Here is a 25,627-nt window from a genome sequence, read left to right as displayed (position 1 = left end):
CCTGCGCGCCTTTCCCTGTCCCCGCGGAGACACCCTGATGAACGCCCCGATCCGGGCGCCGGGCAACGGCGCCTGCCGCCTGCGGCATGCCCGGCTGCCGATGCTGGTGGCCACCATCCTGTTCGCCCACAGCGTTTCGGCGGCGGAATCCGGCGTCGACGAAGCGGTCACGTTCGATGCGGCGTTCCTGCCGGCCGGTGCGTCGGCCCGCCTTGACCTGGAGCGCTTCGCGCAGGCTGACTACGTCGCGCCGGGTACCTACCGTGGTGATGTCCGTCTCAACGGACAGTGGCAGGCACGGACGGACATCCTCTACCGCGAGGTGGAGGGCAGTTCCCGGCTGTGCCTGGACCCTGCACATCTGCAGGCGTACGGCATTGCCGTGGATCGGCTGCAGGCAGACCCGGAGCACCTGCCTGCGTTGCCGTGGCCGCAGGAGCTGGTCTGCGCAAGCCTGGGTGACCTGGTGCCGGGCGCAACGGCAACGTTCGATGCCGGCAGCCAGACGCTGGACCTGCAGGTACCGCAGCTCTACCTGCGCAGCGAAGCACGCGGTTACGTCGATCCCAGCCAGTGGGATGCCGGCGTGCCCGCGTTCGCCTTGAGCTACAACGCCAACGCGTACCACTACAACAACGGCAGCACGGCCCGCTATTCGGGCTTCCTGGGCCTGAACGCCACCGGCCGCGTTGCCGGATGGCAGCTGGTGCACCAGGGCGCGATGACCCTGGGCGGCAGCCAGCCGCAGCGCTACCGTTCCACGGCCGCCTACCTGCAGCACGATATCGTGCCGTGGAAGGCGCAGCTGATGCTGGGTGACACCTCCACGCCGGGTGACCTGTTCGAAGGCGTGCGCCTGCGTGGCGTGCGCCTTGGCAGCGATGACCGCATGCTGCCGCAGTCGCAGCGTGGCTTCGCACCGGTGATCCGCGGCGTGGCCGAGACCAATGCACGGGTGATCGTGCGCCAGCGCGGCAGCGTGCTGCACGAGGCCAGCGTGGCTCCGGGGCCGTTCGAGCTGGACGATCTGTATCCAACCGGCTATGCCGGTGACCTGGAGGTGGAGGTGCGCGAAGCGGATGGCCGCTCGCACCGCTTCACCGTGCCGTACTCGGCCGTGCCGCAGCTGCTGCGCCCAGGCCAGTCGCGCTGGAGCGCGTCGGCCGGCCGTGTCGACGAGAGTTCGCTGCGTGCAGCGCCGGAACTGCTGCAGCTGCAGTACCAGCGCGGCCTCAGCAACACCCTCAGCACCTACGGCGGCATGGTCGTGGGTGAAGACTATCGCGCCGCCCTTGCAGGTGCGGCGATCAACACGTCCTTCGGCGCGGTGGCCGCAGACGGGTCGCTGGCGCGGATGGCCGTGCAGGGGCTGCCGCCGATGTCCGGCAGCAGCTTCCGGCTGGCCTACAACCGCAACGTGGTGCGCACCGGAACGTCTTTTGCCGTGGCCGCCTACCGCTATGCCACCCGCGACTACGTGAGCCTGCGCGACTGGGCATCGCTGCGCGACGCGCGTGCCCGCGACCTGGACATCGACACCGTGGCCCGCCAGCGCAACCGCATGGACCTGAGCATGAACCAGCAGCTGGGGGAGCGCGGCGGGCAGCTGTTCGTGATCGGCACCCGTCGCGATTTCTGGAACGCACCCGGCCGCCAGCTCGACCTGAGCATCGGCTACAGCAACCAGTGGAAAGCACTGAGCTACAGCCTCAACTTCCAGCGCACCCGCGACTCGATCGACTTTGGTCGCGGCTATCTGCAGGACAGTATTCCCGGCGCGGACGTGCCGGCCGCAAGAGCCCAGCAGGCACGCGTGGACAACCGCCTGATGCTGATGGTGTCGTTGCCGCTGGGCAGGTCGCCGCGGGCGCCGCTGGGCAACCTGATGCATACCCGCAGCCGTAATGGCGAACCGGCCACGCAGCTGTCGACCAACGGCCTCTCCGCGCGGGACGACCGCTTCAGCTATGGCGCCACCCTGTCGCGCATCGCGGGCAGCAACAGCGTCGATCTCAACACCGGCTACCGCGGTGCGCGCGGCCAGTGGACGGCCAGCATCAGCAGGGGCAGCGACTATACCCAGCTGGGCATGGGCGCAGCGGGTGGCATGGTGCTGCATGGGGATGGGCTGACCTTGTCCCCGCCACTGGGCGAAACGGCAGCACTGGTGCACGCCGCTGGTGCGGCCGGTGCGCGCATCGAGAACGGTGGGGGTGCGCGCCTGGACAAGCGCGGCTACGCCGTGGTCCCGTTCCTGACGCCTTACCAGCTGAACACCATCTCGATCGATCCCAAGGGCACCGGCTTCGACGTGGAACTGCAGGAAACGGCACGCAGCGTCGCGCCGCGTGCCGGCTCGCTGGTGCGCTTGGCCTTCAGTACCCGCGCCAGCCATGGCCTGATGGTCGACGCACGTACCGATGACGGTCGGCCATTGCCGTTCGGTGCCGAGGCCACTGACGCCCAGGGCACCAATGTCGGTGTGGTGGGGCAGGGCAGCCGCCTGCTGCTCACCGGCCTGCAGGCTTCCGGTCCGGTGCATGTGCAATGGGGTCCTGACAGCGACGAGCAATGCGTGATGCAGGTGCAGGTGCCGACCTCACGTTCCGGCGATGGTTACACCGTAGTGGAAGCGCGCTGCCAGACCGCGGCCGCTGCACAGCAGCCCGGCCCCGGCGCTCTTCCTCACCTGGTTACTCTGGAGAAAGCGCCATGAACCCGATCATGCTGATGGCCCGATTCCTGCTGGCCGCGATGCTGCTGGCCAGTGCGCCTGTCTGGGCGCAGAACTGCCGGATGTCCGACGGCAATGCGCCGCTGGTCAACATCGCAAACCTCAATGGCTCGATCACCGTCGGTCCGGACGTGCCGGTGGGAACCGAGATCTTCCGGGCAACCTATTACCCTGGCCCCGGCAACGAGATTACCTGCACACCTGGTCGGATGGACCGCATCCGCCAGTACACGTCGTTGCCGTATCGCGCTTCGAGCTACGTGCACCCGAGCTACGGCACCGTGTATGAGACCAATGTACCGGGCGTGGGTGTGGCCGTGTGGTACAGCGGAAGAGGATTTCCGTTCCTGGTCGAAGACGAAACCAACCTTCCGCCACCTACCGTCCTGCTGTTCACACCGGCACAGGCCTTCGATGTGAGCCTGATCAAGATCGGTCCCATCAACGCAGGCACCGTGACCGGCGTCAGCCTGCCGCAGTTCGAGTACCGGATGACCGGAGCCAACCGCAACGTGCTCTTCTGGAGCGGGCGCGTGCAGGGCAGCCTGAACATTGTCTCGCGCACGTGCAGCACCAGCGACGTGCCGGTGGATCTGGGCGTGCACCAGATGAGCGAAATCCCTGCGGCCGGTACCACCACGGGCTGGGTGAATGTGCCCGTGGTGCTGCGCAACTGTCCTGCGTTCTTCGGCCGCTTCCGCGGCCACCTGACCACCGGTACGGTGCAGACCGCCAACGGGCGGGTGGACAACCGCATCCGCTATCGTGTCGATCCGGTCACTGCGGTTGCCGACCGTGCGCGCTCGGTCATGGCGCTGCAGGACGACGGCGTCAACCTGACCGCCACCGGCATCGGTATCCAGATCGGAACGCAGGCGCAGGATTCGGTCGGCTTCAACACCCTGCGTGATTCCGGCCTGGCCCTGACCGAGGTCAACAACGCGCAGTACACGATCATGCTGCGCGCGCGCTATTACCGCCTTGCAGCCGCGGCGTCCTCCGGGCAGGCCAATGGCGCGGCCACCATCACCCTGGAGTACAACTGACATGCGCGCTGTCCTGCTGTTGGCCGCGCTCGCCGGACTGCTGCCGTTGCCATCGCATGCGGCCGACCTGACCCTGCGCTTCAGTGGCCGTTTCCAGCCCGGCACCTGCCAGTTCAGCGTCGCCGATGTCGATGTGGGTACCTTTGACGCGCCGTACTTCACCGCCAATCCGCAGTCGCCCGCGGTCAGCTTCACCCTCAACCGCAGCAGCTGCGCCAGCGATCTGCGCGTGCTGCACGTGCGCATGGCGGGCACCGCCGACAGCAGCGATGCGCGTTACTTCGCGGTACCCGCCAGCGGTGGCGTGCGCGGCTTGGCCGTGTGGTTGTACACGCCCGCCCAGCAAACACTGGCACCCAACCAGGCGGGGTTCGACTGGCTTACCAATGGAACGCCGGCGGCCGGTCACCTGCTGAACGCTCGCCTGGTCCGCACCGGCACGGTGACGGCTGGCACCATCCGCACCAGCGTGACCGTACAGGTCACCTACAACTGAGGCGCATCATGCATCGCACTGCTCTTTTCCTGGTGCTGGCCATGTTGACGTTCAGCGTGCAGGCGCAGGACACCCAGCCATTCACCGTTTCCGGCGAGATCCTGCCCGGTGCATGCCGGATCACGTTCCCGGACGTCGACCTCGGGTCGCACCTGGCGAACGTGTTCACTGGCAGCCATGGCACCGCCTACGTTGATTTCAGCGGGACCGTCAGTGACTGCGATCCCTTGATCCTGCGGGTGGCCATGACCTTCGACGGCACCGCCGACATCGACAACAACCGCCTGTTCCAGGGCGTGCCCGGCGTGGGCGTGGAACTGGTGCGGGTGGTGTCGACGCTGAACGTGCCCATTCCGCCCGGTGGCAGAACGCAATACGTGACGGCCGAAGGCATCTATCCGTTCCGCGCGCGCCTGCTGCAATCGGCGATGCCGGTCTCCGTCGGGCGCATCCAGCGACCGATCACGGTTTCCCTGACCTACAACTGAGAACCCCCATGCGTGTTTCGATTCCAGGCCTGTGGCTGGCCGCTCTGCTGATGCTGTCCGGTGCAGCATCGGCACAGACCGCTACCACCACCAACTTCAACGTCACCGGCACCATCCTGCCGGGCGTGTGCCGCATTGCCGTGGCCGATGTCGACCTGGGAACCTACCAGGCTACCCAGTTCACCGGCGCCTTCAGTACGCCGTTCCAGGCCGTCAACGTGGTGGTCAGCCAGTGCGATCCATTGGTGACCCGGGTCGGCCTGCGCTTCACCGGCAGCGCCGACAGCAACGATGGCACGCTGTTCCAGGGTGTTGCCGGCATCGGCATCGAACTGCAGCGCACCAGCAACGGTACCCGGCTGCCTCCCGGCGGTCTGTCCCAGATGACCACCGCCGCCGGCACCCACGCTTTCCGTGCGCGTTTCCTGCAGAGCGCAGCGACCGTGGCAGCGGGAACGGTAAGCCGGCCGATCACCGTGTCGATGACCTACAACTGAGGCCCCGCCAGGCTGAACGGCATGCGTTCAGCCATTGCCACAGCCGCCATTCAGGCCCTGTCCGATTCGGGGCAGGACCGCTGCTTTCCAGCATTTGTCCGTAGACGCGGCATCGGCCGCCATTCGACCGGCCCGACCAGGCAGGGCGGCTGCGATGGCCGCTACAACGCCCCCGAGTGTGGAGCCATAGCGCGCCGCACGGCGCCACGCATCGTCCTTTCTGCCACTGCATAGATGGCTGTGCAAGGCCGTCCTCATGCAGCTGAATTGCCGCGGCATGCCTACGCGGGCCTGGGTTCCGGATGCGTGATTAGGCCGCGTCCGATGTTTCCGGATGGGGGGGGATAGGAGCATGGCCTCAAGCACTACGAGGTCACTGTCCACCCCCCGCGGCCAACGTCATGTACCGCGCGAATCAACTACGAGGAACCGCCATGAACAAGATCTATCGAATCGTCTGGAACCAGGCCATCGGCCGTTGGATGGTCGCATCCGAACTGACCACGGCCCGCGGCAAGCGCAGCGCCGGTGGTCGTCGTGCACTGCTGGCGATCGCCGTCGGCCTGTCGGCCGGCAGCGCCATGGCCGCGCAGACCTGTTCCACGCCCGATGGCACCCCTGGCAGCGAGGACGAGCGCGCAGAGTGCATCGCCGATGCCCCGGCATCGCGCAGCATCGGCGTACTGGGTGGCATGGATGGCGGCGTCGCTCCCGGTACCAATGCCGTTGCGGTGGGGCCGGGTTCGCAGGCACTGGCTACGAACTCGGTCGCTGTTGGCAATGGTGCGGTGGCCAACAACCTTGCAAACGTCGCCATTGGTGATCGTGCGGTAACCGACGGCTTCAATTCCGTATCCATGGGTTATGCCGCCACCGCGACCGGGAACTTCAGCCTGAGTGTGGGCGGAGGTTCCAGCGCGACCGCGGCCCGCGCTACGGCCGTGGGTACTGACGCCAAGGCGACCGGCAACAATGCGACCGCTGCGGGCAATGCCGCACTGGCGAGCGGTGTCGCCGCTTCGGCGTTCGGCGATACGGCACGGGCGCAGGGCGAACGCTCGCTGGCGCTGGGCGCCAACGCCAACGTCGACGCTGCCGCGCAGTATGGCGTTGCCCTGGGTCGCAATGCCCAGGTCACCGAGACCGGCATCAATGCCGTGGCAATCGGCCAGGGTACGGTGGCCAACCGTGCCGACAGTGTGTCGGTTGGTACGGTGGGCGGCGAACGGCAGATCGTCAACGTGCGTGCCGCCACGATCGATACCGATGCGGTGAACCTCGCGCAGCTCAAGGCCAGCGCCGGCAGCACGGCAGCCGCGCTGGGCGGGGGCGCATCCGTCGATGCCAATGGCAACGTGACCGCGCCGAGCTACAACGTGGGCGGCAGCGCGCACAGCAACGTGGGTGCCGCACTGGCCAACCTCGACGGCCGCACCGCAGCCAACACCACGGCACTGGACACGCTGGCCAGCACTGTTGACGGTGCGGTGATGTACGACGGTGCCGACAAGTCGTCCGTCCGTTTCGGTGGCGCCGATGGCACCACGCTGAAGAACATCGCCGACGGTGACGTTGCCGATGGCAGTACCGATGCGGTGAATGGTGGCCAGCTGCACCAGACCAACGAGCGGGTGGCGCGCAACGCCGACGATATCACCACGCTGGACGGGCGCGTGACCAACGTCGACAACCGGGTCACTACCCTGGTCAGCGACCTCGATGCCGGCACTGTCGGCCTTGTCCGCCAGGACGCCACTACCCGGACCATTACCGTTGCCGGTGGCAATGACGGTGGCACGGTGAACTTCGCCGGCACCAGCGGCAATCGCGTGCTGGCCGGTGTCGACGACGGCGTGTCGGCCAACGATGCGGTGAACCTGTCACAGCTGCAGGCGACCGAGCAGGGGCTGCGCAACGACATGGGTGCGATCGGCGATACGCTCGAAGGCGCCGTTGTCTACGACGGTGCCGACAAGGCATCGGTGCGCTTCAGCGGCGCACAGGGCACCGTGTTGAAGAACGTTGCTGCCGGCGATGTCTCCAACGGCAGCACCGAAGCGGTCAATGGCGGGCAGCTGCACGACACCAATGAGCGCGTTGTCGCGGCGGAAGGGAACATCTCCCTCATCCAGGGTGATGTTACCCGGCTGGATTCGCGGGTAACCACCAATGAGGGCGATATCACCCATCTGACCTCGCAGGTGAGCCAGTTGGCGGCCGGCGGTCTGGGCCTGGTGACCCACGACGCCAGCACGGGCGTGGTCAGTGTGGCTGCCCTGCAGAGCGGTGGTGTTGTCGACGTGTCCGGTACGGATGGCAACCGCGTCGTGAAGGGCGTTGGCGGGGGCCGCGTTGACGACGACAGCGACGAGGCCGTCAATGGCGCGCAGCTGAAGGCGACCAACGACCGCGTCGCGGTTGCCGAGGGCGATATCAGCAACCTCGATGGGCGCGTGACCATCAACGAAGGCAACCTGACCCAGCTCAGCCAGGACGTGAACAATCTGTCGAACGGCTCGGCCGGCATCGTCCAGTACGACGCCACTTCGGACAGCATCAAGGTCGGCAGCCAGCAGGGTGGAAGCCTGGTGGACATGGCAGGCACGTCCGGTGCCCGCCGCATCGGTGGCGTGGCCAATGGTGTTGACGACGCCGACGTGGCCACCATTGCCCAGCTGAAGGCGTCCGGCCTGGTTGATCCGAATGATGGCCGCGCCTTGGGCGCACTGGTTTACGACGACGTCTCACTGGACCGCGCTACGCTGGGCGGCAGCCAGGGCACCGTCATCGCGAACCTGGGCAACGGCCTGATTGCTGCGGGCAGCCGCGAGGCGATCAATGGCGGTCAGCTGTGGCAGGTGCAGGCCGATTGGGAAGCGCGCTGGGCGGCGTTGGATGGCCGCGTGGGCGTGGTCGAGGAGCGCATCGCCGACGGCAACATCGGTGGCCCGGGCAATCCTGGCGGGCCGGGGACCTCGCCGGGCACCGGCGAGGGCTCGGTTGCCATCGGCGACGGCAGCCAGGCCGCCGGCAGCGGTTCGGTGGGTATCGGCAGCGGTGCTGCAGCCACCGGCGAAGGGGCAGTCGCCATCGGTGACGGTGCCTCGGCGTCCGGCAACGGCTCCGTGGCGATCGGCGCCGGTTCGGTCGCCGATCGTGATCAGGAAGTGTCGGTGGGATCCCAGGGCAATGAACGCGTCATCAGCAACGTGGCCAACGGTACCCGTGCGACCGATGCCGTCAATGTCGGTCAGATGGAAGACCGCTTCCAGGCCGAGCGCGATTGGTCGAACAGCCGCTTCCAGGCGATCGACAAGCGCTTCGACCGCATGGGTGCGATCAGCGCGGCCTACGCTGGCATGGCCCTGAACACCGCTGGGCTGAGTGGCGACAACCGTGTCGGCGCCGGTGTGGGTGCGCAGAACGGGCGTACGGCTCTGGCCGTCGGCTATCAGCGCATCGTGGGTGAGAAGAGGAACATGTCGGTTTCACTCGGCGGCGCCTTCAGCGGCAGTGACCAGAGCGTTTCGGCCGGCGCTGGCTTCAGCTGGTAACACCGTCCCGCATGCCTCGCAGAGGGGCATGCGGGATCTGCCCGGGGCGTGCCGCGCCGCCGCGGGATTCGATCAGGGCGCGGCGGCCTGCAACCGATCGTACATGCGCACCAGGTCAACCAGCGTGCGCGCGCCCATCTTGCGCATCACCTGCGCGCGTCGCACCTTCACCGTGATCTCGCTGACCCCAAGGTCAGCGGCGATCTGCTTGTTCAGGCGACCTCGCACCACGCCGTCGACCACCTCGCGCTCGCCGGTGTTCAAGGTGTCCCAGCGCTGCTGCAACGCGCCCAGCACGTCGCCCTCGCGGCGCCGCTGGCGGTCGATCCCGATGCCCTTGTGGATGGCATCCAGCAGCTCCTGGTCACGGAAAGGCTTGGTCAGGAATTCGATGGCACCTTCCTTGATGGCATTGACGCCCATGGCGATGTCGCCGTGCCCGGTGATGAACACCACCGGCAGGTGCAGGCCGTGGCTGGCCATGGTGCGATGGAAGTCCAGTCCGCTCTGGCCAGGCATGCGCACGTCCAGCACCAGGCAGGCCGGCGCATCGTCCATCGCGTGGGCCAGGAATTCGGCGGTCGAGGCGAAGGCCCGTACCTGCAGGCCCATGGACGCAAGCAGGTCTTCCAGCGCGGCGCGCACCGAGGCATCGTCGTCGATCACATAGACGATCGGTGCCGGTTCCACGGGGGTTGTCGTGGGTTTACGCATCCGTATCCTCCGTGGCCGTGGGCAGCTCGAAGATGAAGCAGGCGCCACCGCCTGAGGGTCGCTCGGCGCGGATATGGCCACCATTGGCCTCGATCATCGAGCGGCTCAGGCTGAGACCCAGGCCGAGGCCATTCGCCTTGGTGGTCCAGAATGCATCGAACACGCGGTCGGGCTGCTCCACCGGCAGGCCGATTCCGCGATCGCGCACGCTCAGGCTGACGTGGCCTTGCCCATCATGTGCGGTCAGCAGCGACAGCCTGCGCTCGCCCATGGGCGTTACGGCCATCGCGTCAACGGCGTTGAGGATGAGGTTGCCGATCACCTGCTGCACCTGCACGCGGTCGGCATGGGCGGGGGGCAGCTCGTTGCCCAGCAGCAGCGCGACCGTCACGCCATGCTGTTCCAGTTCGCTGCGCGACAACGCCAGCATTTCCTCCACGGCCAGGTTGAGGTCGAAGGCCTGGCGCTCGGGCGCGGCGCCTTGGGTCAGGCCGCGGATGCGGGCGATCACGTCACTGGCGCGATGGGCGTCGGCGACGATACGGGCGATGGTCTGCCGTGCCTTGTCCAGGTTCGGTGGCTGCTGGGCCAACCAGCGCTGGCTGGCTTCGGCACTGCTGGCGATGGCCGCCAGCGGCTGGTTCACTTCATGCGCGATGGAGGTGGTCAGCTCACCGACGGTGGAGGCGCGGGCCACCCGCAGCAGGCGCGCCTGTGCATCCTGCACCGCAGCCTTGGCCGCTTCCATCTTCAATGCCAGATACGTGGTGATGCCGATCACCAGCATGCCGATGGCCGAATTGACCAGGCCGATGCGGTAGGTGCCGAAACGGGTCAGGAAGAAACTGATGCCGGTCAATGCGATGCAGACTGCCGCAAGCGCGATGAGTCCGCGTGCGGGCAGCTGCCGCGACGCCGCCAGGATGACGGCAGCGTAGAAGCAGGCGGCGGCTACGGCGTAATCGGTAACCGTATCGACCAGGAAGATGGCCGCCATCACGATGATCAGGGCCAGCACGACCAGGGGGCGGCGGGGCGACAGCGATGGCATCGGGGGCTCCCTGGCGTGGGTGGAGAGGATAGCAAAGGTGAGCCCATGCCCTCGAACGGCCGCGGGTGCCGCGGTGGGTGCCGACCGTTGGTCGGCACAGCAGCAGGAAGCCGGGGTATCTGAAGATCCGTGCCGACCAACGGTCGGCACCTACCGAAGCTTGGTGTGCACGCTCTTGCTGGTTGCCGGCCAGCAGCCGGCACTACCGGGCGTCATTCCTCCAGGCTGGCGTTCCAGAACCCCTGCAGCACACCCGGCGTGGCCGCCAACGTCGCCAGCACGGCATCCAGTTCGCCGCCATCGACCGTGGTGGCGTACAGCACCGCCTCGATCTCGACATCGCGCTCGCCGAACGGGCGCTGGTCGACCGCGCGCACCGGGTACTGCGCCTGTTCCAGCAACAGCAGAAGCCGGTCCAGCACCTCGGCCTGCTGCTCACGCTGGCAGACCACGTTGATCGCGTAGGTCGCCTCGCTGAAAGCTTCCGGCAGCGGTTGCCGCTGGATGCGGTTCACCACCGGCCGCAGCAGGGTGTTGGCGGCCAGCACGAACACCGCAGCCAGCACTGCCTCGGGCAGCAGCTTGATGCCGGCACAGGCGCCGACCGCCGCCGAGCCCCACAAGGTGGCTGCGGTGTTCAGGCCCGATACCTGTGCGCCATCCTTCATGATCGCGCCGGCACCGAGGAAGCCGACACCGGAGATCACGTAGGCCACCACGTGCAGCGGTGATGGCGGACCGCCGTACATGTCGTGGAAGCGCACGGCCAGGTCGACGAACACCGCGGCACCCACTGCCACCAGCGTATTGGTGCGCAGGCCGGCGGTGCGCTGGCGGAACTGCCGTTCCAGGCCGATCAGCGCGCCCAGCACGAAGGCGACAGACAGGCTGATCAGCGAGCTGAGGGTGGCGCCGGCGTTGAACGCCGGCAGGTGGGGGTTGAAGTCCATGAGGGTTCTCCCTGCGCCGATGCGCTTACTGCCAACCGTAACGGCGGATGTAGAGCTTCTTCAGCAGGGTGGTCAGCACCGCATAGCCGAACAGGATCGCCACCAGGAACGGCCAGTAGCCGGCCGGCAGTGCCTGCAGCTTGAAGTAGCCGGCCAGCGGGCTCATCGGCAGGATCACGCCGATGGCCATGATCGCCCCGGTCATCAGCAGCAGCGGCGGCGCGGCGATGCTCTGCACGAATGGCACCTTGGGCGTACGGATCATGTGCACGATCAGGGTCTGGGTCAGCAGGCCGACCACGAACCAGCCGGACTGGAACAGGCTCTGGTCGGCCGGCGTGCGTGCATCGAACACGTACCACATCAAGGCGAAGCAGCTGAGGTCGAAGATCGAGCTGATCGGCCCGAAGAACACCATGAAGCGGCCGATGTCCGCCGGGTTCCACTTCAGCGGCCTGCGTACCAGCTCCTCATCGACGTTGTCGAACGGAATGGCGATCTGCGAGATGTCATACAGCAGGTTCTGCACCAGCAGCTGCAACGGCAGCATCGGCAGGAACGGCAGGAACGCCGAGGCCACCAGCACCGAGAACACATTGCCGAAATTGGAGCTGGCGGTCATGCGGATGTACTTGAGCATGTTGCTGAAGGTGCGCCGCCCCTGGATGACGCCTTCCTCCAGCACCATCAGGTTCTTCTCCAGCAGGATGATGTCGGCCGCCTCCTTGGCGATGTCCACCGCGCTGTCCACGCTGATGCCGATATCGGCCGCGCGCAGCGCGGGAGCATCGTTGATGCCATCGCCGAGGAAACCAACCACCTTGCCCTGTGCGCGCAGCTCGCGCACCAGCCGTTCCTTGTGCAGCGGCGTGAGGCGGGCGAACACGCGGTGTTCCTGCAGTGCATGCGCCACGGCCGCATCGTCCATGCGCTCGATCTGCGGGCCGGTCACGATCGTGTCGGCATCCAGGCCGACCTGGGCACAGACGCGGGCGGTAACCAGCTCGTTGTCGCCGGTGAATACCTTTACTTCCACGCCGTGCGCGGCCAGCGCCTGCAGCGCCTGCGCGGCCGACTCCTTCGGCGGATCGAGGAAGGCGACGTAGCCCACCAGGGTCAGCTCGCGCTCGTCGGCCTGCGAGTACACGCTCTGGCTGGCCGCGGTCTCCTTCATCGCCACCGCCACCACACGCAGGCCCTGTTCGTTCAGTTCCTCGGTGGTCTGCCGCACGCGGGCCAGGCGCTGCTCATCCAGCGGCATGTCCTGGCCGTTCTCGCGCACGGTGCTGCACACCGCCAGCATCTCCTCCACCGCGCCCTTGCAGATCAGTTCGTGATGGTCCTCGCGCTCGGATACCACTACCGACATGCGGCGGCGCTCGAAGTCGAACGGGATCTCATCGACCTTGCGGTAGTCCTGTGACAGGCGCAGCGAGCTCTGCAGCTCCACATGCTCCAGCACCGCACGATCGAGCAGGTTGATCAGGCCGGTCTGGAAGTGGCTGTTGAGGTAGGCGAAGGTCAGCACATCCTCGGAATCCTGGCCGAACACATCGGTGTGCCGCTCCAGTGCGATCTTGTCCTGGGTGAGGGTGCCGGTCTTGTCGGTGCACAGGACTTCCATCGCGCCGAAGTTCTGGATCGCGTCCAGGCGCTTGACGATCACCTTGCGCCGCGACAGCAGCACCGCGCCCTTGGCCAGAGTCGAGGTGACGATCATCGGCAGCATTTCCGGGGTCAGGCCGACCGCCACCGACAGCGCGAACAGGAAGGCTTCGGTCCAGTCGCCCTTGGTCCAGCCATTGACCAGCAGCACGAACGGCACCATCACCAGGGCAAACCGGATCAGCAGCCAGCTGACGCTGTTGACGCCAGCCTGGAATGCCGTCGGCGCGCGATCGCTGGCACTGCTGCGCTGGGCGAGGGTGCCGAAGTAGCTGGTGTTGCCGGTCGCCAGCACCAGCGCGGTTGCCGTGCCGGACACCACATTGGTACCCATGAACAACAGGTTGGCCTGTTCCATCAGGCCAGCCTCGGCATTGCCCGGCTGCACGAACTTCTCCACCGGCAAGGATTCACCGGTCATCGCAGCCTGCGCGACGAACAGGTCCTTGGCCGCAAGCACGCGGCAATCGGCCGGGATCATGTCGCCGGCCGAGAGCACGATATGGTCGCCCGGCACCAGATCACGGATCGGCAGATCCAGCAGCCGTGCCGGCCGCCGGCTGTGCAGCTGTGCGCCGAAATACTGGTCGGCCACCTCCGCCGCCTCGGTGCCCGCAGCGCGGCGCAGCACGCGTGCGGTATTGCCCACCAGCGCCTTCAGCCGTTCGGCAGCGCGGTTGGAGCGGCCCTCCTGGACGAAGCGGATCAAGGTGGACAGCACCACCATTGCGCCGATCACTACCGTCGCCTTGGCGTCTTCGGTCAGCCAGGACACCGCGGCCAGTACCGTCAGCAGCAGGTTGAACGGGTTGCGATAGCACTGCCACAGATGGCGCCACCACGGCAGTGGCTTTTCGTGGTCGACCTCGTTCGGGCCGAAACGCAGCAGGCGCTCTTCGGCCTCATGCGGGCTGAGACCGTCGACGTGCGACTGCAGGGTGGCCAGCGCATCGGCTTCGCTGCCCTGTGCCAGCGCGAGCAGTCCGGCGGTGAGCGCGGCCGGTGCGGCCTGCGTGCTGCCACGGCCGTAACCGGCTTCGGGCATGGCACGACGACCAAACAGGTTGGCCGCGCGTCGGCTGCGCAGGAAGGTATTGAACCAGGCGTTGAGCAGGCTCATGGGGGAGGTCCTCGTGGAGCGGCGTCGGGCGGCGCCGGCGCGTGGAGCGGAAGGGGCGGGTCGTCAGGCGTGGCGCATGACCAGCACCGCGGGCGACCAGGGCTGCATGCGCAGCCGCTGGCTGCCGCCGATGCACAGCGGCTTCATCGCATCGCGCAGCGGGTAGGGCAGGTGGCGCAGCACGTTGATGCGCTCGCTGATCGGCAGCAGCGACAGGGCGTCGGCCACCACCCGTGGCGAGCCGAGGGCCAGCGAACGGGCGAACAGGACAGGGCCGTGCTGCAGCAGCAGGCTGCGCAGGGCGGAAACATCGCGCTCACCGATCAGGCGGCGGACAGTGATGTAGAGAATCTTGTAGGACATGGGATTCCTCCGGGCAGGCGCTGCCCGGGGCTCCCATCGCTTACACGGACAGGAACCGGCCGTCAGTCGCCAGCAGTGAACAAGGGGGCAGGCAGGGGCGCGCGTTGCGCCCGGCAGGGTCGGGATCCATCTGCGTCTCCGCGTGGGGCGGCCAGTGGCTGGCCAGTGGCGCTATTGTCCGCGCTCGTATTCAGCAGGCCTAGAGGCCCGTGGGTTAGCCCGGCTATACCTTGGTATAGAAAAAGGGGCCGTTGGCCCCTTCTGTTCAGCTGCGGTCCGCGAAAGCGTCGGTGGCCCGCACCAGGGCATCGGTAGTGGCCGCTTCGTTGGCGCTGTGGCCGGCGATGACCATCTGCAAGGTGGCTTCCGGCCAGGCCTTGGCCAGATCCCAGGCACTGCGTGGCGGGCAGATGATGTCGTAGCGCCCCTGCACGATGACGCCCGGCAGATGGCGGATGCGATCGATATCGCGCAGCAGCTGGCCGTGTTCCAGGAAGGTGTTGTGGCGGAAGTAATGCGCCTCGATGCGTGCCTTGGCCAGCGTATCGAGCGGATCGGTAGCGGACACCGCGTCGACCTCATGCAGCAGCGTGGCGGCATTGTCTTCCCAGCCCAGCCAGGCCTGTGCCGCTGCGATGCGGACGGCTTCGTCGGCATGGTCCAGGCGCTTCCAGTACGCTTCGAGCATGTTGCCGCGCTCGTCCTCCGGGATGTGCGCCTGGTAACGATCCCAGCGCTCCGGGAAGATCCAGCGGGCACCGCCATCGCGCTCGGCGAACCAGCGGTTCTCTTCCTCGCGACCGAGGAAGACGCCGCGCACGATCAGCCCGGTAGCGCGGTCGGGATGCGCCTGTGCATAGGCCAGCGACAGCGTCGAACCCCAGGAACCACCGTAGACCAGCCAGCGCTGGATGCCCAGGTGTTCGCGCACCTTCTCGATGTCGGCCACCAGGTCCTGGGTGGTGTTGTCACGCAGCTCGCCGAACGGCGTGGAGCGGCCGCTGCCGCGCTGATCGATCAGCACGATGCGGTAGCGCGTCGGGTCGAAGAAGCGGCGATGGGTGGGCGAGATGCCAGCGCCGGGGCCGCCATGCAGGTACACCACCGGAATGCCTTCAGGCGTGCCGCACTCTTCGACATGCAGGGTGTGCAGCGCGTCGACGGGTAGCGTGTGTTCGCGGTACGGGGTGATCGGTGGATACAGCGTGCGCATGGCGGTGCCTCACAAGCGGGGACTGCAAGGATAGCGGGGCACATCCGCCAGCGTCATCCGCGTCAGGTTCAAGTACTCTTTGCGTTCAAGGGGCAACGTCGTCGATTCCTGACGAGATGGACCCGGCAGGACGCAAAGGATGAATGACATGAGCGCGCAGGACGTCGCCGTACACGCCCCGCCGGCGCACGGCACCCTCAGCAGCGGCGCCCGCGAGCTGCTGAAGTGGATCGCGCTGCTGTCGATGACCGGCGATCACGTCGCCAAAGTGGTGTTCGGTGGCTATGTGCCGGTGGTCAGCGAGCTGGGGCGCATCGCCTTCCCGTTGTTCGCACTGGTGATGGCCTGCAACCTGGCGCAACCGGGCGCCGATCTGGGCAAGTCGATCCGGCGCTTGTCCGCTTGGGGCGTGGTCGCGCAGCCGCTGCACATGCTGGCCTTCGGCCACTGGCTGCCGCTGAACATCCTGCTGGCTTTCGGCCTGGCTGCGGTGGCGGTGCATGCGCTGACCAGCAACCGGCAGCTGTTGCTGCTGGTGGCAGGAGGCCTGCTGCCGTTCTTCGTGGACTACCAATGGGCGGGGGTGGCCCTGGTGGTGCTGGGCTGGATCGCGTTCCGCCACCGGGCGTACTGGCTGCTGGCGTTCGGATTCGGCGGGCTGTGCTGGGTCAATGGCAACGGATGGGCATTGCTGGCCATCCCGCTGGTGCTGGCGTTGGCCAGGGTGCCGTGGACGGTTCCGCGTTCACGCTGGGCGTTCTACGTGTACTACGTGGGGCACCTGGCGGTTCTGGCCGCCTATGCGCAGTGGCTGCGCTGAGCAACGGCACCCATCGCAACGGCACCCATCGTAGCGGTGAGCTGCCACGGTCACGTCGCGGTTGCCTTTCCAGTGCGCAACGCACACCGGGCACGCTCGCCTCTACAATCGGCCCATGCCTGCCACGCCCACCCTCGACGATCTGCGTCGCTACGCCGTAGCCCGCACGCTGTTCACGCCCACCACGCTGCTGACCGCGATCCGTCGCCTGGGTTTCGTGCAGGCCGATCCCATCCGTGCGCCTGCGCGTGCCCAGGACCTGACCCTGCGGCACCGGGTGAAGGGCTATCAGGCTGGAGATCTGGAGCGCCGCTACAGCCGGTTGCCGATCGAGGAAGACTTCCTGGTCAACTACGGTTTCCTGCCGCGCGAACACCTGTCGTTGATGCATCCGCGGGTGTCCCGCAGGCCGTGGGACGCCAGCACGCGGCGCAAGGCGGCCGAGGTACTGGCGTTCGTGCAGGAGCGGGGCGCGGTGCATCCGCGCGAGGTCGACCAGGCGTTCGCGCATGGCCGGGTGACCAACTACTGGGGCGGCACCAGCAATGCCAGCACCCATCTGCTGGATGGCATGCACTATCGCGGCATGTTGCGCATCGCCCGTCGTGACAGCGGCACCCGCATCTATGCCGTTGCAGAACATGCACTCGCCGAGGGCGGCAAGGCCGCGCGCCTGCAGCGCGCCACCGCGCTGATCGATCTGGTGGTGCGCAAGTACGCGCCGTTGCCTTCGGCCAGCCTCACCTATCTGGCACGGCTGCTGGGCTACGGCGCTCCACATCTGTCCGTTGAGATCCAGCAGGCACTGCGGCTGGCACGCGAGCGCCTGGCTGGCTGCATCATCGACGGAACACAGTGGTACTGGCCGGCCGAGGAGAACCCCCGCTCGCGGCGCTATCAGGCCGATGAGCAGGTGCGGCTGCTGGCCCCGTTCGACCCCGTGGCCTGGGATCGGCGACGATTCGAACTGCTCTGGGGCTGGGTCTACAGGTTCGAGGCCTACACCCCGGCGGCCAAGCGTCGCTTCGGCTACTACGCACTGCCGCTGCTGTGGCGCGACCAGATGGTCGGCTGGGCCAATGTCACCGCCAGGGATGGCGCTCTGCACCCGGAGCTTGGTTTCGCCAGCGCCTCGCCCATGAAGGACGTTCTGTTCCGCAATGCGCTGGATGACGAGCTGGAGCGGATGACGCGCTTTCTCGCTGGCTGAGGCCTTGCCTTGGGACGACAGCGGGCGCTGCAGCTAGTCGTCGCGTCGCTCCGTGCGTACCCGTGCGCGCGCGTCATAGAGCTGGCTGTCCGCATGATGGATGGTGTCGGCCACGGATTCACCCGGCGCACTGAGCGCCGCGCCCATGGAGAACGCTGTCGGCGACTGCGCCGCGTTGGCGGCATACCAGCCCTCAAGCAGGGGAAGGCGCGCGGACGCCGATGCGGTCAGCACCACCAGGAACTCGTCTCCGCCCAGGCGGACCACGGTCTCTCCCGCACCCAGTGGCGCCCTGAGGAACGCGGAAAAGTCGATCAGGATCGCGTCGCCCCGGCGGTGCCCCTGCGCGTCATTGATCCGTTTGAAGTCGTCCAGGTCAAATACCAGGCATGCCCACGTTCCGGCGGTCATCTCATCGAGCCGGTGCAGGTAGCGACGGTTGTGGCACTGGGTGAGTGGATCCTTCAGCGACAGCTCGCGCAGGCGCTGCTCCTGCAGCCGCAGCGCGGTGACATCCTGGGCGTGGCCCAGTACGAAGGGCGGCTGTCCTTCGCTGTCGAGCACGTTGTTGTAGGCCCAGTAGCGCAGCGTTCCATCGGCGGCGATGAGCTCGATCACTCCGGCATCGGTGTGGTTGGCTTCGATGCGCTTCAGGTAGGCATTGAACACCTCTCGGCGCTCGGGCGGCATGTAATCGCACAGGCTGCGGCCGATGATCTGGCGTTCCTCGTAGCCCAGTGACTGCAGTGCCGCCGGGTTCACAGAGGTCAGCGTGCCATCCAGCGTATGCGTGCAGATCAGCCCCAGGCTGTAGTGGAACAGGCGCCGATAGCGCACCTCGCTCGCCTCCAGGGCGTCCAGCGCCGCGCGTTCTTCGGTGACGTCCTGGATCGCGCCCACCAACCGTGGATGGCCCTCCACCTGCTGCCGGTTGCCCACCACGCGGGTCCAGATGCTGCGTTCGTCGGCCGTGCGCATCGGCAGCTGCACCTCCCAGGGCGTGCCATCCTCCACGCAACGCTGCACGGCAGTCTGGATGATGCTGCGGCTGTCCTGGCGGTAGAACGACAAGGCGGATTCGAGGGTGGGCTGGTAGCTGGAACGGACACCGTGGATCTGCTTGGTCTCGCGCGTCCAGCGCACCTCGCCGGTGTCCAGGTCCAGTTCCCAGCCGCCGACCTTGGCGGCGGTGTTGGTGCGCTGCAGGAAATCCTCGCTGCGCTTCAGATCGCGATGCAGTGCCTGCGCCTGGTCGACCTGTCGCAGCAATGCGCTGCGCTGCTCCAGCACCTGCGTGGTGACCCGGCCAAGATGGACCATCAATTCCCGCTGCGACGGCGACAGCACCCCGGGCAGCGTGTCGAGCAGGCACAGTGTGCCGATGCGCGCGCCATGGGCGGTGGTCAGTGCAATCCCGGCGTAGTGGCGTACCCGGTGCCCTGCGGTGACCAGCGGACTGCTGGCGAACCGCGGGTCCTGCCGCGCGTCTGGAATCTCCAGCAGCTCGTCCTGCTCGATGGCATGCGAACAGAAAGAGATGGAGCGGGGCGTTTCGGTAATGTCGCCCAGCCCGATGCTGGACTTGAACCATTGCCGCTGCGCGGCAACGATGGAAATCAACCCGATGGGCATGCCGGTGGCAGCGAGCGCGGCGGCAACAATGGCATCGAACACGGGCTCAGGCGGTGTATCGAGAACACCAAGGCGATCGATCTCGAGAAGTCTGGAAGCTTCATCCATGGCAGGCACTGCGTCTCCGGCAGGGAAGGGCAGGTCACAGCGATCACGCTAGGGCGCGGCACGTTATGCCGTTGCGTGGAACAGTGATGCTGGTGTCAATGCTCTTTCAATGATGGGTTTCATGCAGGTTTCCTTCGCGTTGCCGCGCGGGGCGCGCGTACCGAAACGTGACGATGGTCGCGCACATGCCAGCGCCAGGGAAAATCCACGGCGCGGGTGATGCCGATGCGCGGCCCCACCACCGGATCCTGCGGCGGCGGCATGCCGTCGTCCAGTATCGTGATGCCGTGGCTGACGGTTACCAGGTCGGCGCCGTCGAAGTGCCGGTCCAGGCCAAACGCCTGCGACAGCTTGCCGGGGCCACTGGCCAGGTCGTGGTCGCGGCGGGCGGCAGGCCGCAGCGGGTACATCAGTTCCTGCCCGGCGACTGGCGCGGCGGCACGCAGCAGAACCGCAACACCCTCGCCGACGTCTCCGCAGACGACATTGCTGCCCCAGTGCATGCCATAGGTGAAGTAGACATAGAGATGGCCTGCTTCGCCGAACATGCTGGCGTTGCGCGCGGTCATGCCGCGCCAGGAGTGCGCCGCCGGATCGTCGCTGCCGGCATACGCCTCGACCTCGACAATGCGTGCGACGCGGCCATCGTTGCGCACCAGCAGTTTGTTCAGCAGCTCGGGGGCGACCACCGTTGAAGGTCGCTGATAGAAGGCGCGCGGTAGTCGAGTCCCGTCAACGGGCTGCACGGTGAACGGCGCGTCTGGACCGGTCTGCTTCGGCATGCTGCAATCATCGCCTGTCAGCGGTGAGGCTGTCGCCAGCGCGGCGTCAGTCCGCCGTGGCTGGACGATCGAGCGCGGCCCGGCGCGCGGCAAACACTTCCGGTGTCTGCGGCTTGATGAACAGGGCCACCAGTTCCGGGAACTCCTGTTTCACCGCAGACTCGATCCGGGTGATGCAGGCCTCGATCTGCGGCGTGGTGCGATCGTCCTCGAACTCCGCACTGAGCATCGCCACCACCTGTTCCGGGCCCATCTGCAGGGTGGTCACACCGTTGGCGCGGCGCAGATCCGGGTCGGTCACGGCCACGGCCATGATCCGTTGCGCCACCGCCGGGTGGGCCGGCTCACCGATCAGCAGGCCCTTGGTCTCGCGCGCGAGCAGGAACGCGGTCATCGCCAGTACGCCGGCAATGCACAGCGAGGCCACGCCATCCAGCACAGGCATCTCCAGCAGTTGCGCGGCCAGCAGCCCGACCAGCGCGAACCCAAGGCCGAGCAGGGCGGCGCTGTCTTCCAGCAGCACGGTGAAGGTGGACGGATCCTTGCTGCGCCGGAATGCCTCGAAGTATCCCAGCGAGCCCTTGCTGCGGCGGAATTCGCGCAGCGCCACCCACCATGAAGCACCTTCGAACAGGATGGAGATGCCCAGCACGCTGTAGCTGATGGCGTGATTGCTGGCCGGCTCCGGCTGGCGGATGTGCTGGATGCCTTCGTAGGCCGAGACGCCGGCGCCGGCGGCGAATACCAGCAGGGCGACGATGAAGCTCCAGAAGTACAGCTCGCGGCCGTAGCCGAAGGGGTGCAGGGTGTCGGGGGCCTTCTCGGCACGGCGCAGGCCGTACAGCAGCAGCACTTCGTTGAGGGTATCGACCAGCGAATGCACGCCCTCGCTGAGCATCGCCGAGCTGCCGGACAGGCCGGCGGCGATGAACTTGGCAATGGCGATGGCAAGGTTGCCTGCCAGTGCAGCGTAGATGACGAGGCGGGAGCCAGTGGGCGAGGACATGGCAGAGAGAAGGCGGCGCGGAACACTGATGATCGCGTCCAGCTTGTGCCCGGCGTGTGCAGGGGAAGGTCCTTCACACCTCTGCCCACCTATGGGCTAGCAGGCAGGAGCCCTTTGCCGCGGCCTTGATCTGCGCACCGCACGCGAGGTGGCCTTCATCGGGGGTGGCGGCGTGACGGATGCCGGCGCGCGTGGTTCCGGAGGCAGCGACGGGGGAGGTGCACGGGGAGTTTCAGGAGTCTTGTACCAGGTGAACACTTCGCTGCTGGGCAGGGGGATCGACCGGGTTCGCGTCTTCGGCGTCCAGCCCGGCTCGGCGATGACGGTGTGGCTGCCAAGGCGATTGAGCACGAAGACATCCCGGATCTCGTACAGCTCTTTCCCTGGGCCGTCGATCCTGCGGCAGTTGCCTGATACCCCGGATGCCCGAACCATTCTGCAGCCCTCGCTCGATACCACCACGCTCTGGTCGCGCAGCATCCCCAGCTGGAACGTGCTGGCAGCGCGGTCGAGTGACTCGAACGGAGTGCCGGCAATGAGCAGGATCGGGGTTATTACCAAGGCAAGTGCAACCATCCGGATCCAGAGCGGGAGCGTCCTTATGCTCAGGATAATCAAGTGAAGGAGCGGCAGCCCGAGGGAGACCAGGAGCACTTCCCAGCCGTTCATCGTGGCGGCTGCGGAATGGGTGCCGAAGACCACTAGCGCGATCAAGGGGAGCGTGAACAGGTAGAGGCAAGCGGAAAGCACCGTCAGCCTCAGTGCCCACCAGATCTTCCTTTTCCGCACAACGCTGTTGACGGGTTCATCAATCGGCTTGAGTTTCACGCCCATCGGCGCGAAGGCGCCAGCGGCACCGACCAGCATGACACCTGCGAACAAGATGGGTGCAGCGTCGCCGAGCGGAGTGAAAAACCATACATACATCCAGCCTGTTGCCAGGCCCGCGCCCAGCATGGCCATACTCATGCTGAGGCCAGCGGACGGCAGCCAGTGCGTCTCAGATGTGCGGACGCTGCTTCTGTCGGTGATGAATCCTGACTTCTGCCACTCGATCAGCACAGCGGCGGGGAGCATGAGCGTAAGGACGACCACGATGACCATCACGACCGAAAAGAAGACGATGGCCGCCGCCACCAGAGCGATATCAGTCAATGCAAGGCTGGGCAGGTAGTGGATCCGCCAGAAGAAGACGACCATCGCAAGGGTCCCCGCCAGCGCGAACAACCCCTTGTGAGCGTAGAGATCGGTCAGGATTTTGGACGCTGCCGGCCAAGGCGAGCCGGAAGGAGGCGAAAGGGTGTCGGGGCGGGGGTCCTGCAACGGCATCGCGCATCGTCCATGAGTCGGGCTTCACCCCCGGATATCGGCCGTTCGCGAAAGCGCTTGAATCGAAATCCAGATCCACGCATATCCTTGCGTGGACAAGAACGCGCTCCTTCAGGGCAGCATCAGCTCTCAGCGCCCGACTTGATTCAGATACAGCCGTGCACCGTCTGATTCGCGTCGCCCCGACCAGCGCCCGCCACCCGTCTGGCGGAATCTTCCGATCACCTTGTTGTCGGTATCGGTAATCAGCAGTTGGTTGCCTGAAAGCAGCCAGCGATTGGCCGAGAAGAAATCGTCCGGGCACCCGGCCGGCACCCATGCACCATAGCCACCAAACCAGGGGCTGTCCTTCAGTTCGATGGTGCAGCTCTTGCTGTTCTCCTGGCCCAGCGTCCAACGGCCGAACAAATCGCTGTCGATCACCCTGCTGCCATCGCGACGGCGGTCGTTGCTTCCGTCATCGTTGTTGCTGTCATCAAAGCTGATATGGATCCCGACGTCCTTGCTCTCGCTGCGGGATTGGGAATGCGCGCTGCTGTTGCTGTTGGACTGCGTCGTTATCGACCCGAAGTTGCCGAAGGCCGATTCGCCATTGTTGTTCCCGGCCGTGTCATCGCTGGTTGACCCGGAGGTCGAACGGGTGGTTTCCGTGGTCTGCGATGCGCTGGACGACTGCGTACTGCTGGAGTGCTGGCCGAAGCCGATGGAGGCGTCCTGGGCAAGGGTGGTAGCGGGGGCGGCGAAGCTGCACAGCACCAGCAGCGCGAAGCGGGGAAGCACGGTTGCCATCGTCGAATCCTCGTTGGGAACAACGGAAACAGCGGGTGTGTGCGCGTGAGCATAGGCCTCGCATGGCAGGGGCGGTGTGACGAGGCCCCGATGCTGGCGCTGCCTTGGTGTGCAGTCACATTTCCCGGGAGCCCCGGCTGGCATCGCCCCGTGGCGACGCCAGCCGCCGAGGGTGCGCTAGTTCGGGGACACCAGAATCGCTGCATCCAGCACCGGGAACGATTGCGGTGCCTGGCCCGACGAGGCGACCAGGCGGATCTCCAGCGTCGTCGAGCCGACGCCGGCAGCATCCGCGCGCAGCGCCCCCAGCGTCTGCGGCAATGGCACGGCGAACGTCGTTGGATGATCGTGGCCCATGGCCGCCATGCTCGGCCCGAAGAACGAGACCGTGCCGGCGTAGTACGGGCTGTCCGCGCTCACCGAGGTGACATCTGCCGGCGCATTGATCAACACGTCGAACTCGCGCGTGTTGTGCAGTCCATGGGGACGCTCGAGGGTAACCTCCGCAATCAGCACGCGCGGCCCGGTAGCCGCCAGATGTGCACGAACCGCTTCGTTGGGGACAGCCACTCGTACGGCGCCATCAGCCCGCTTGCCGCGCACCAGTCGCGCGGCCTTGGCGGTGGTGGGAGCCGTTGCGGCCTGCTCTGCCGCACGCACGCCGCTGCCATAGACATAGTCGTAGTCGTAGTCGAACGCGCTGGTGGAGAAGAACTCCCGGGCCGGGCGTGTGCCGACGTAACGCCCCTGCGCATTGACGAAGAAGCGGAACGGCTCTTCCATGAACTGCTTGTTCTCCGCAGGGTCGGTCGGCATGATCGGGCGGCCGAAGGCCTGTTGCCTGCGGGTCCACACATCCCACAGACGGTCCATGTTGGCGTGGTGCAGGTAGAAGATCGGATCCAGCGGCGACAGGAAGTTGGTCATGTTGCCGTAGGGACCGGGATCGACGGCGCCGACACCGCCAATGCAGTTGTGCACCTTGTTATGCGGGAAGCCCTCCAGTACCGAGAACTTGGTGGCCCCATCGGGCTGCAGCACGTGCGAAGTGGTGCGTGAACTGGTGAAGCTGCGGCTGATGTCAGGGTTGTTGAACTCCACCGGTGACAGGCCGGCACGGATGGTGTCGGCGGACACGGCGGAGGCCGTCTTCGGGTCGAAGCCCGGGTGCTCCCGCCAGAGATAACGGGCGCCACAGGTCACCGCGTACGCCGCATTGCCGGAAATGCCGGTCTGCTCCTTTGCGTTGTAGCCGGTGACATCGTTCCAGACGTCTTCGGCGCTGTTGTAGCCCCGCAGTGACAGCTGCTGGCGCTGGCCGGTGTCCAGCGTATTCCAGTGGCGCTGCAAAGCAGGCTTCATGAACTGGGTGAACACCGCCAGATTGCGGGTGTAGGGTGTATAGGCGGTGTGGGTCGGGGTCAGCAGGCCATCGAACATGGCTGGCGGAATCCTTGGAAGCTCGGTCCAGTCCCAGTAAGGCATGGCGAACTCGCGGTCGCCGCTGAGCTCGCGGATGGTCTGCTCGAAGTAGCCGACGTAGCCGCGGTGCCAGACATAGAACCACCAGTTGCCGTGCGGGCAATCCATCAGGTGCACGAACGCATTGCGGAACCAGTTGCGCGCGTCGTCAGCCGGCAACGCCAGCATTGCCTGGATGCCGCGCGCATAGCTGGCCAGCATCTGCTGTCCTTTCGCGCTGGTGACGTTGTAGCGGTGGAAACGCGCCACTGCAGTACCGTCGGCCGTGCTCTGGCCACTGGCCAGGGCACTGGGCGCGAACAGCGAGGCCAATGAGGCGGTGGCAGTGGTCGCTAGGAAATCACGGCGTGTGTAGCGCATAGCGTCCTCCTTGGTGATTGGTTCAACCGCGACGGGTTACGAATCACTGCAAGGGCCCGCGGCTGCTGCCACGGGCCGGACGGGGACATCCAGCCCCGCCGCCCGGATCGACGGCCGCGAACGCGCCGCCGCACCAGGCGGCAGCAGTATAGGCACGGCATTGCGCCCGGATCTGGGCAGTACGCCACAGTCATGGCCGGCCTTGGCCGGCCGGGTCG

At 66.6% G+C, this 25,627-nt stretch carries 20 protein-coding genes; 8 read left to right on the top strand and 12 right to left on the bottom strand.

The features are described 5' to 3' along the window. Window positions 1–37: 37 nt before the first annotated feature. The 6 genes from CR919_RS01920 (at window position 38) to CR919_RS01895 (ending at window position 8,815) form a co-directional block, all read left to right on the top strand. Window positions 38–2,716, top strand: coding sequence for a fimbria/pilus outer membrane usher protein (locus tag CR919_RS01920; RefSeq protein WP_099818579.1), 2,679 nt, complete (start codon window positions 38–40; stop codon window positions 2,714–2,716). Further along, complete coding sequence (locus CR919_RS01915) at window positions 2,713–3,780, top strand: fimbrial protein (RefSeq protein WP_099818578.1); 1,068 nt, start codon at window positions 2,713–2,715, stop codon at window positions 3,778–3,780. The genes CR919_RS01920 and CR919_RS01915 overlap by 4 nt, the downstream gene beginning before the upstream one ends. Before the next feature lies 1 nt (window position 3,781). Then, a complete protein-coding gene (locus tag CR919_RS01910; RefSeq protein WP_165787229.1) occupies window positions 3,782–4,276 on the top strand; it encodes a fimbrial protein in 495 nt (164 codons plus the stop codon). An 8-nt stretch (window positions 4,277–4,284) separates the two neighbouring features. Next, complete coding sequence (locus CR919_RS01905; RefSeq protein WP_099818576.1) at window positions 4,285–4,764, top strand: type 1 fimbrial protein; 480 nt, start codon at window positions 4,285–4,287, stop codon at window positions 4,762–4,764. A gap of 8 nt (window positions 4,765–4,772) precedes the next feature. Then, window positions 4,773–5,261, top strand: a complete 489-nt coding sequence (locus CR919_RS01900; RefSeq protein WP_099818575.1) for a fimbrial protein — start codon at window positions 4,773–4,775, stop codon at window positions 5,259–5,261. Between the two features lie 434 nt (window positions 5,262–5,695). After that, window positions 5,696–8,815, top strand: a complete 3,120-nt coding sequence (locus CR919_RS01895; protein ID WP_165787228.1) for an ESPR-type extended signal peptide-containing protein — start codon at window positions 5,696–5,698, stop codon at window positions 8,813–8,815. A 72-nt stretch (window positions 8,816–8,887) separates the two neighbouring features. On the opposite strand, the gene CR919_RS01890 is transcribed toward CR919_RS01895, so the two are convergent. The 6 genes from CR919_RS01890 to pip form a co-directional block, all read right to left on the bottom strand. Beyond that, complete coding sequence (locus CR919_RS01890) at window positions 8,888–9,529, bottom strand: response regulator transcription factor (RefSeq protein ID WP_099818573.1); 642 nt, start codon at window positions 9,527–9,529, stop codon at window positions 8,888–8,890. Further along, on the bottom strand, window positions 9,522–10,580 hold the full coding sequence (locus tag CR919_RS01885; protein ID WP_099818572.1) for an ATP-binding protein: 1,059 nt from the start codon (window positions 10,578–10,580) through the stop codon (window positions 9,522–9,524). The genes CR919_RS01890 and CR919_RS01885 overlap by 8 nt, the downstream gene beginning before the upstream one ends. Before the next feature lie 212 nt (window positions 10,581–10,792). Beyond that, a complete protein-coding gene (locus tag CR919_RS01880) occupies window positions 10,793–11,530 on the bottom strand; it encodes an MgtC/SapB family protein (protein WP_099818571.1) in 738 nt (245 codons plus the stop codon). Between the two features lie 25 nt (window positions 11,531–11,555). Continuing rightward, complete coding sequence (gene mgtA, locus CR919_RS01875) at window positions 11,556–14,315, bottom strand: magnesium-translocating P-type ATPase (RefSeq protein ID WP_099818570.1); 2,760 nt, start codon at window positions 14,313–14,315, stop codon at window positions 11,556–11,558. 63 nt (window positions 14,316–14,378) lie between these two features. Next, window positions 14,379–14,678, bottom strand: a complete 300-nt coding sequence (locus CR919_RS01870) for a hypothetical protein (RefSeq protein ID WP_099818569.1) — start codon at window positions 14,676–14,678, stop codon at window positions 14,379–14,381. A gap of 265 nt (window positions 14,679–14,943) precedes the next feature. Then, window positions 14,944–15,891 (bottom strand): prolyl aminopeptidase, encoded by a 948-nt coding sequence (gene pip, locus CR919_RS01865; protein WP_099818568.1) that lies wholly within the window; start codon window positions 15,889–15,891, stop codon window positions 14,944–14,946. Between the two features lie 148 nt (window positions 15,892–16,039). On the opposite strand from pip, the gene CR919_RS01860 reads away from it, so the two are divergent. Next, window positions 16,040–16,711, top strand: coding sequence for a TraX family protein (locus CR919_RS01860; RefSeq protein ID WP_099818567.1), 672 nt, complete (start codon window positions 16,040–16,042; stop codon window positions 16,709–16,711). 115 nt (window positions 16,712–16,826) lie between these two features. Beyond that, window positions 16,827–17,921 carry a crosslink repair DNA glycosylase YcaQ family protein gene (locus tag CR919_RS01855; protein ID WP_099818566.1) on the top strand — a complete coding sequence of 365 codons (1,095 nt, stop codon included), beginning with the start codon at window positions 16,827–16,829 and terminating at the stop codon, window positions 17,919–17,921. A gap of 33 nt (window positions 17,922–17,954) precedes the next feature. Here the strand turns inward: CR919_RS01855 and CR919_RS01850 are convergent, their stop codons facing one another. The 6 genes from CR919_RS01850 to CR919_RS01825 all read right to left on the bottom strand — a co-directional run bounded on the left by CR919_RS01850 (window position 17,955) and on the right by CR919_RS01825 (window position 25,409). Then, window positions 17,955–19,661, bottom strand: coding sequence for a PAS domain S-box protein (locus tag CR919_RS01850; RefSeq protein WP_099818565.1), 1,707 nt, complete (start codon window positions 19,659–19,661; stop codon window positions 17,955–17,957). A gap of 119 nt (window positions 19,662–19,780) precedes the next feature. Further along, the gene (locus CR919_RS01845; RefSeq protein WP_099818564.1) at window positions 19,781–20,443 is read right to left on the bottom strand and encodes a DNA-3-methyladenine glycosylase; all 663 of its coding nucleotides are present in this window, start codon (window positions 20,441–20,443) and stop codon (window positions 19,781–19,783) included. A gap of 46 nt (window positions 20,444–20,489) precedes the next feature. After that, the gene (locus CR919_RS01840; RefSeq protein WP_099818563.1) at window positions 20,490–21,449 is read right to left on the bottom strand and encodes a cation diffusion facilitator family transporter; all 960 of its coding nucleotides are present in this window, start codon (window positions 21,447–21,449) and stop codon (window positions 20,490–20,492) included. A 96-nt stretch (window positions 21,450–21,545) separates the two neighbouring features. Beyond that, entirely contained in the window at window positions 21,546–22,778 is a 1,233-nt protein-coding gene (locus CR919_RS01835; RefSeq protein WP_099818562.1) for a hypothetical protein, read from the bottom strand. Window positions 22,779–22,907: 129 nt separating this feature from the next. Next, window positions 22,908–23,567 carry an AprI/Inh family metalloprotease inhibitor gene (locus CR919_RS01830; RefSeq protein WP_099818561.1) on the bottom strand — a complete coding sequence of 220 codons (660 nt, stop codon included), beginning with the start codon at window positions 23,565–23,567 and terminating at the stop codon, window positions 22,908–22,910. 177 nt (window positions 23,568–23,744) lie between these two features. Further along, a complete protein-coding gene (locus tag CR919_RS01825; protein WP_099818560.1) occupies window positions 23,745–25,409 on the bottom strand; it encodes a tyrosinase family protein in 1,665 nt (554 codons plus the stop codon). Between the last annotated feature and the right edge of the window lie 218 nt (window positions 25,410–25,627).

This window comes from Stenotrophomonas sp. LMG 10879 (assembly GCF_002750935.1).
Taxonomy (GTDB): Bacteria; Pseudomonadota; Gammaproteobacteria; order Xanthomonadales; family Xanthomonadaceae; genus Stenotrophomonas; species Stenotrophomonas lactitubi_B.
This window is presented reverse-complemented; position numbering and strand designations above follow the sequence as displayed.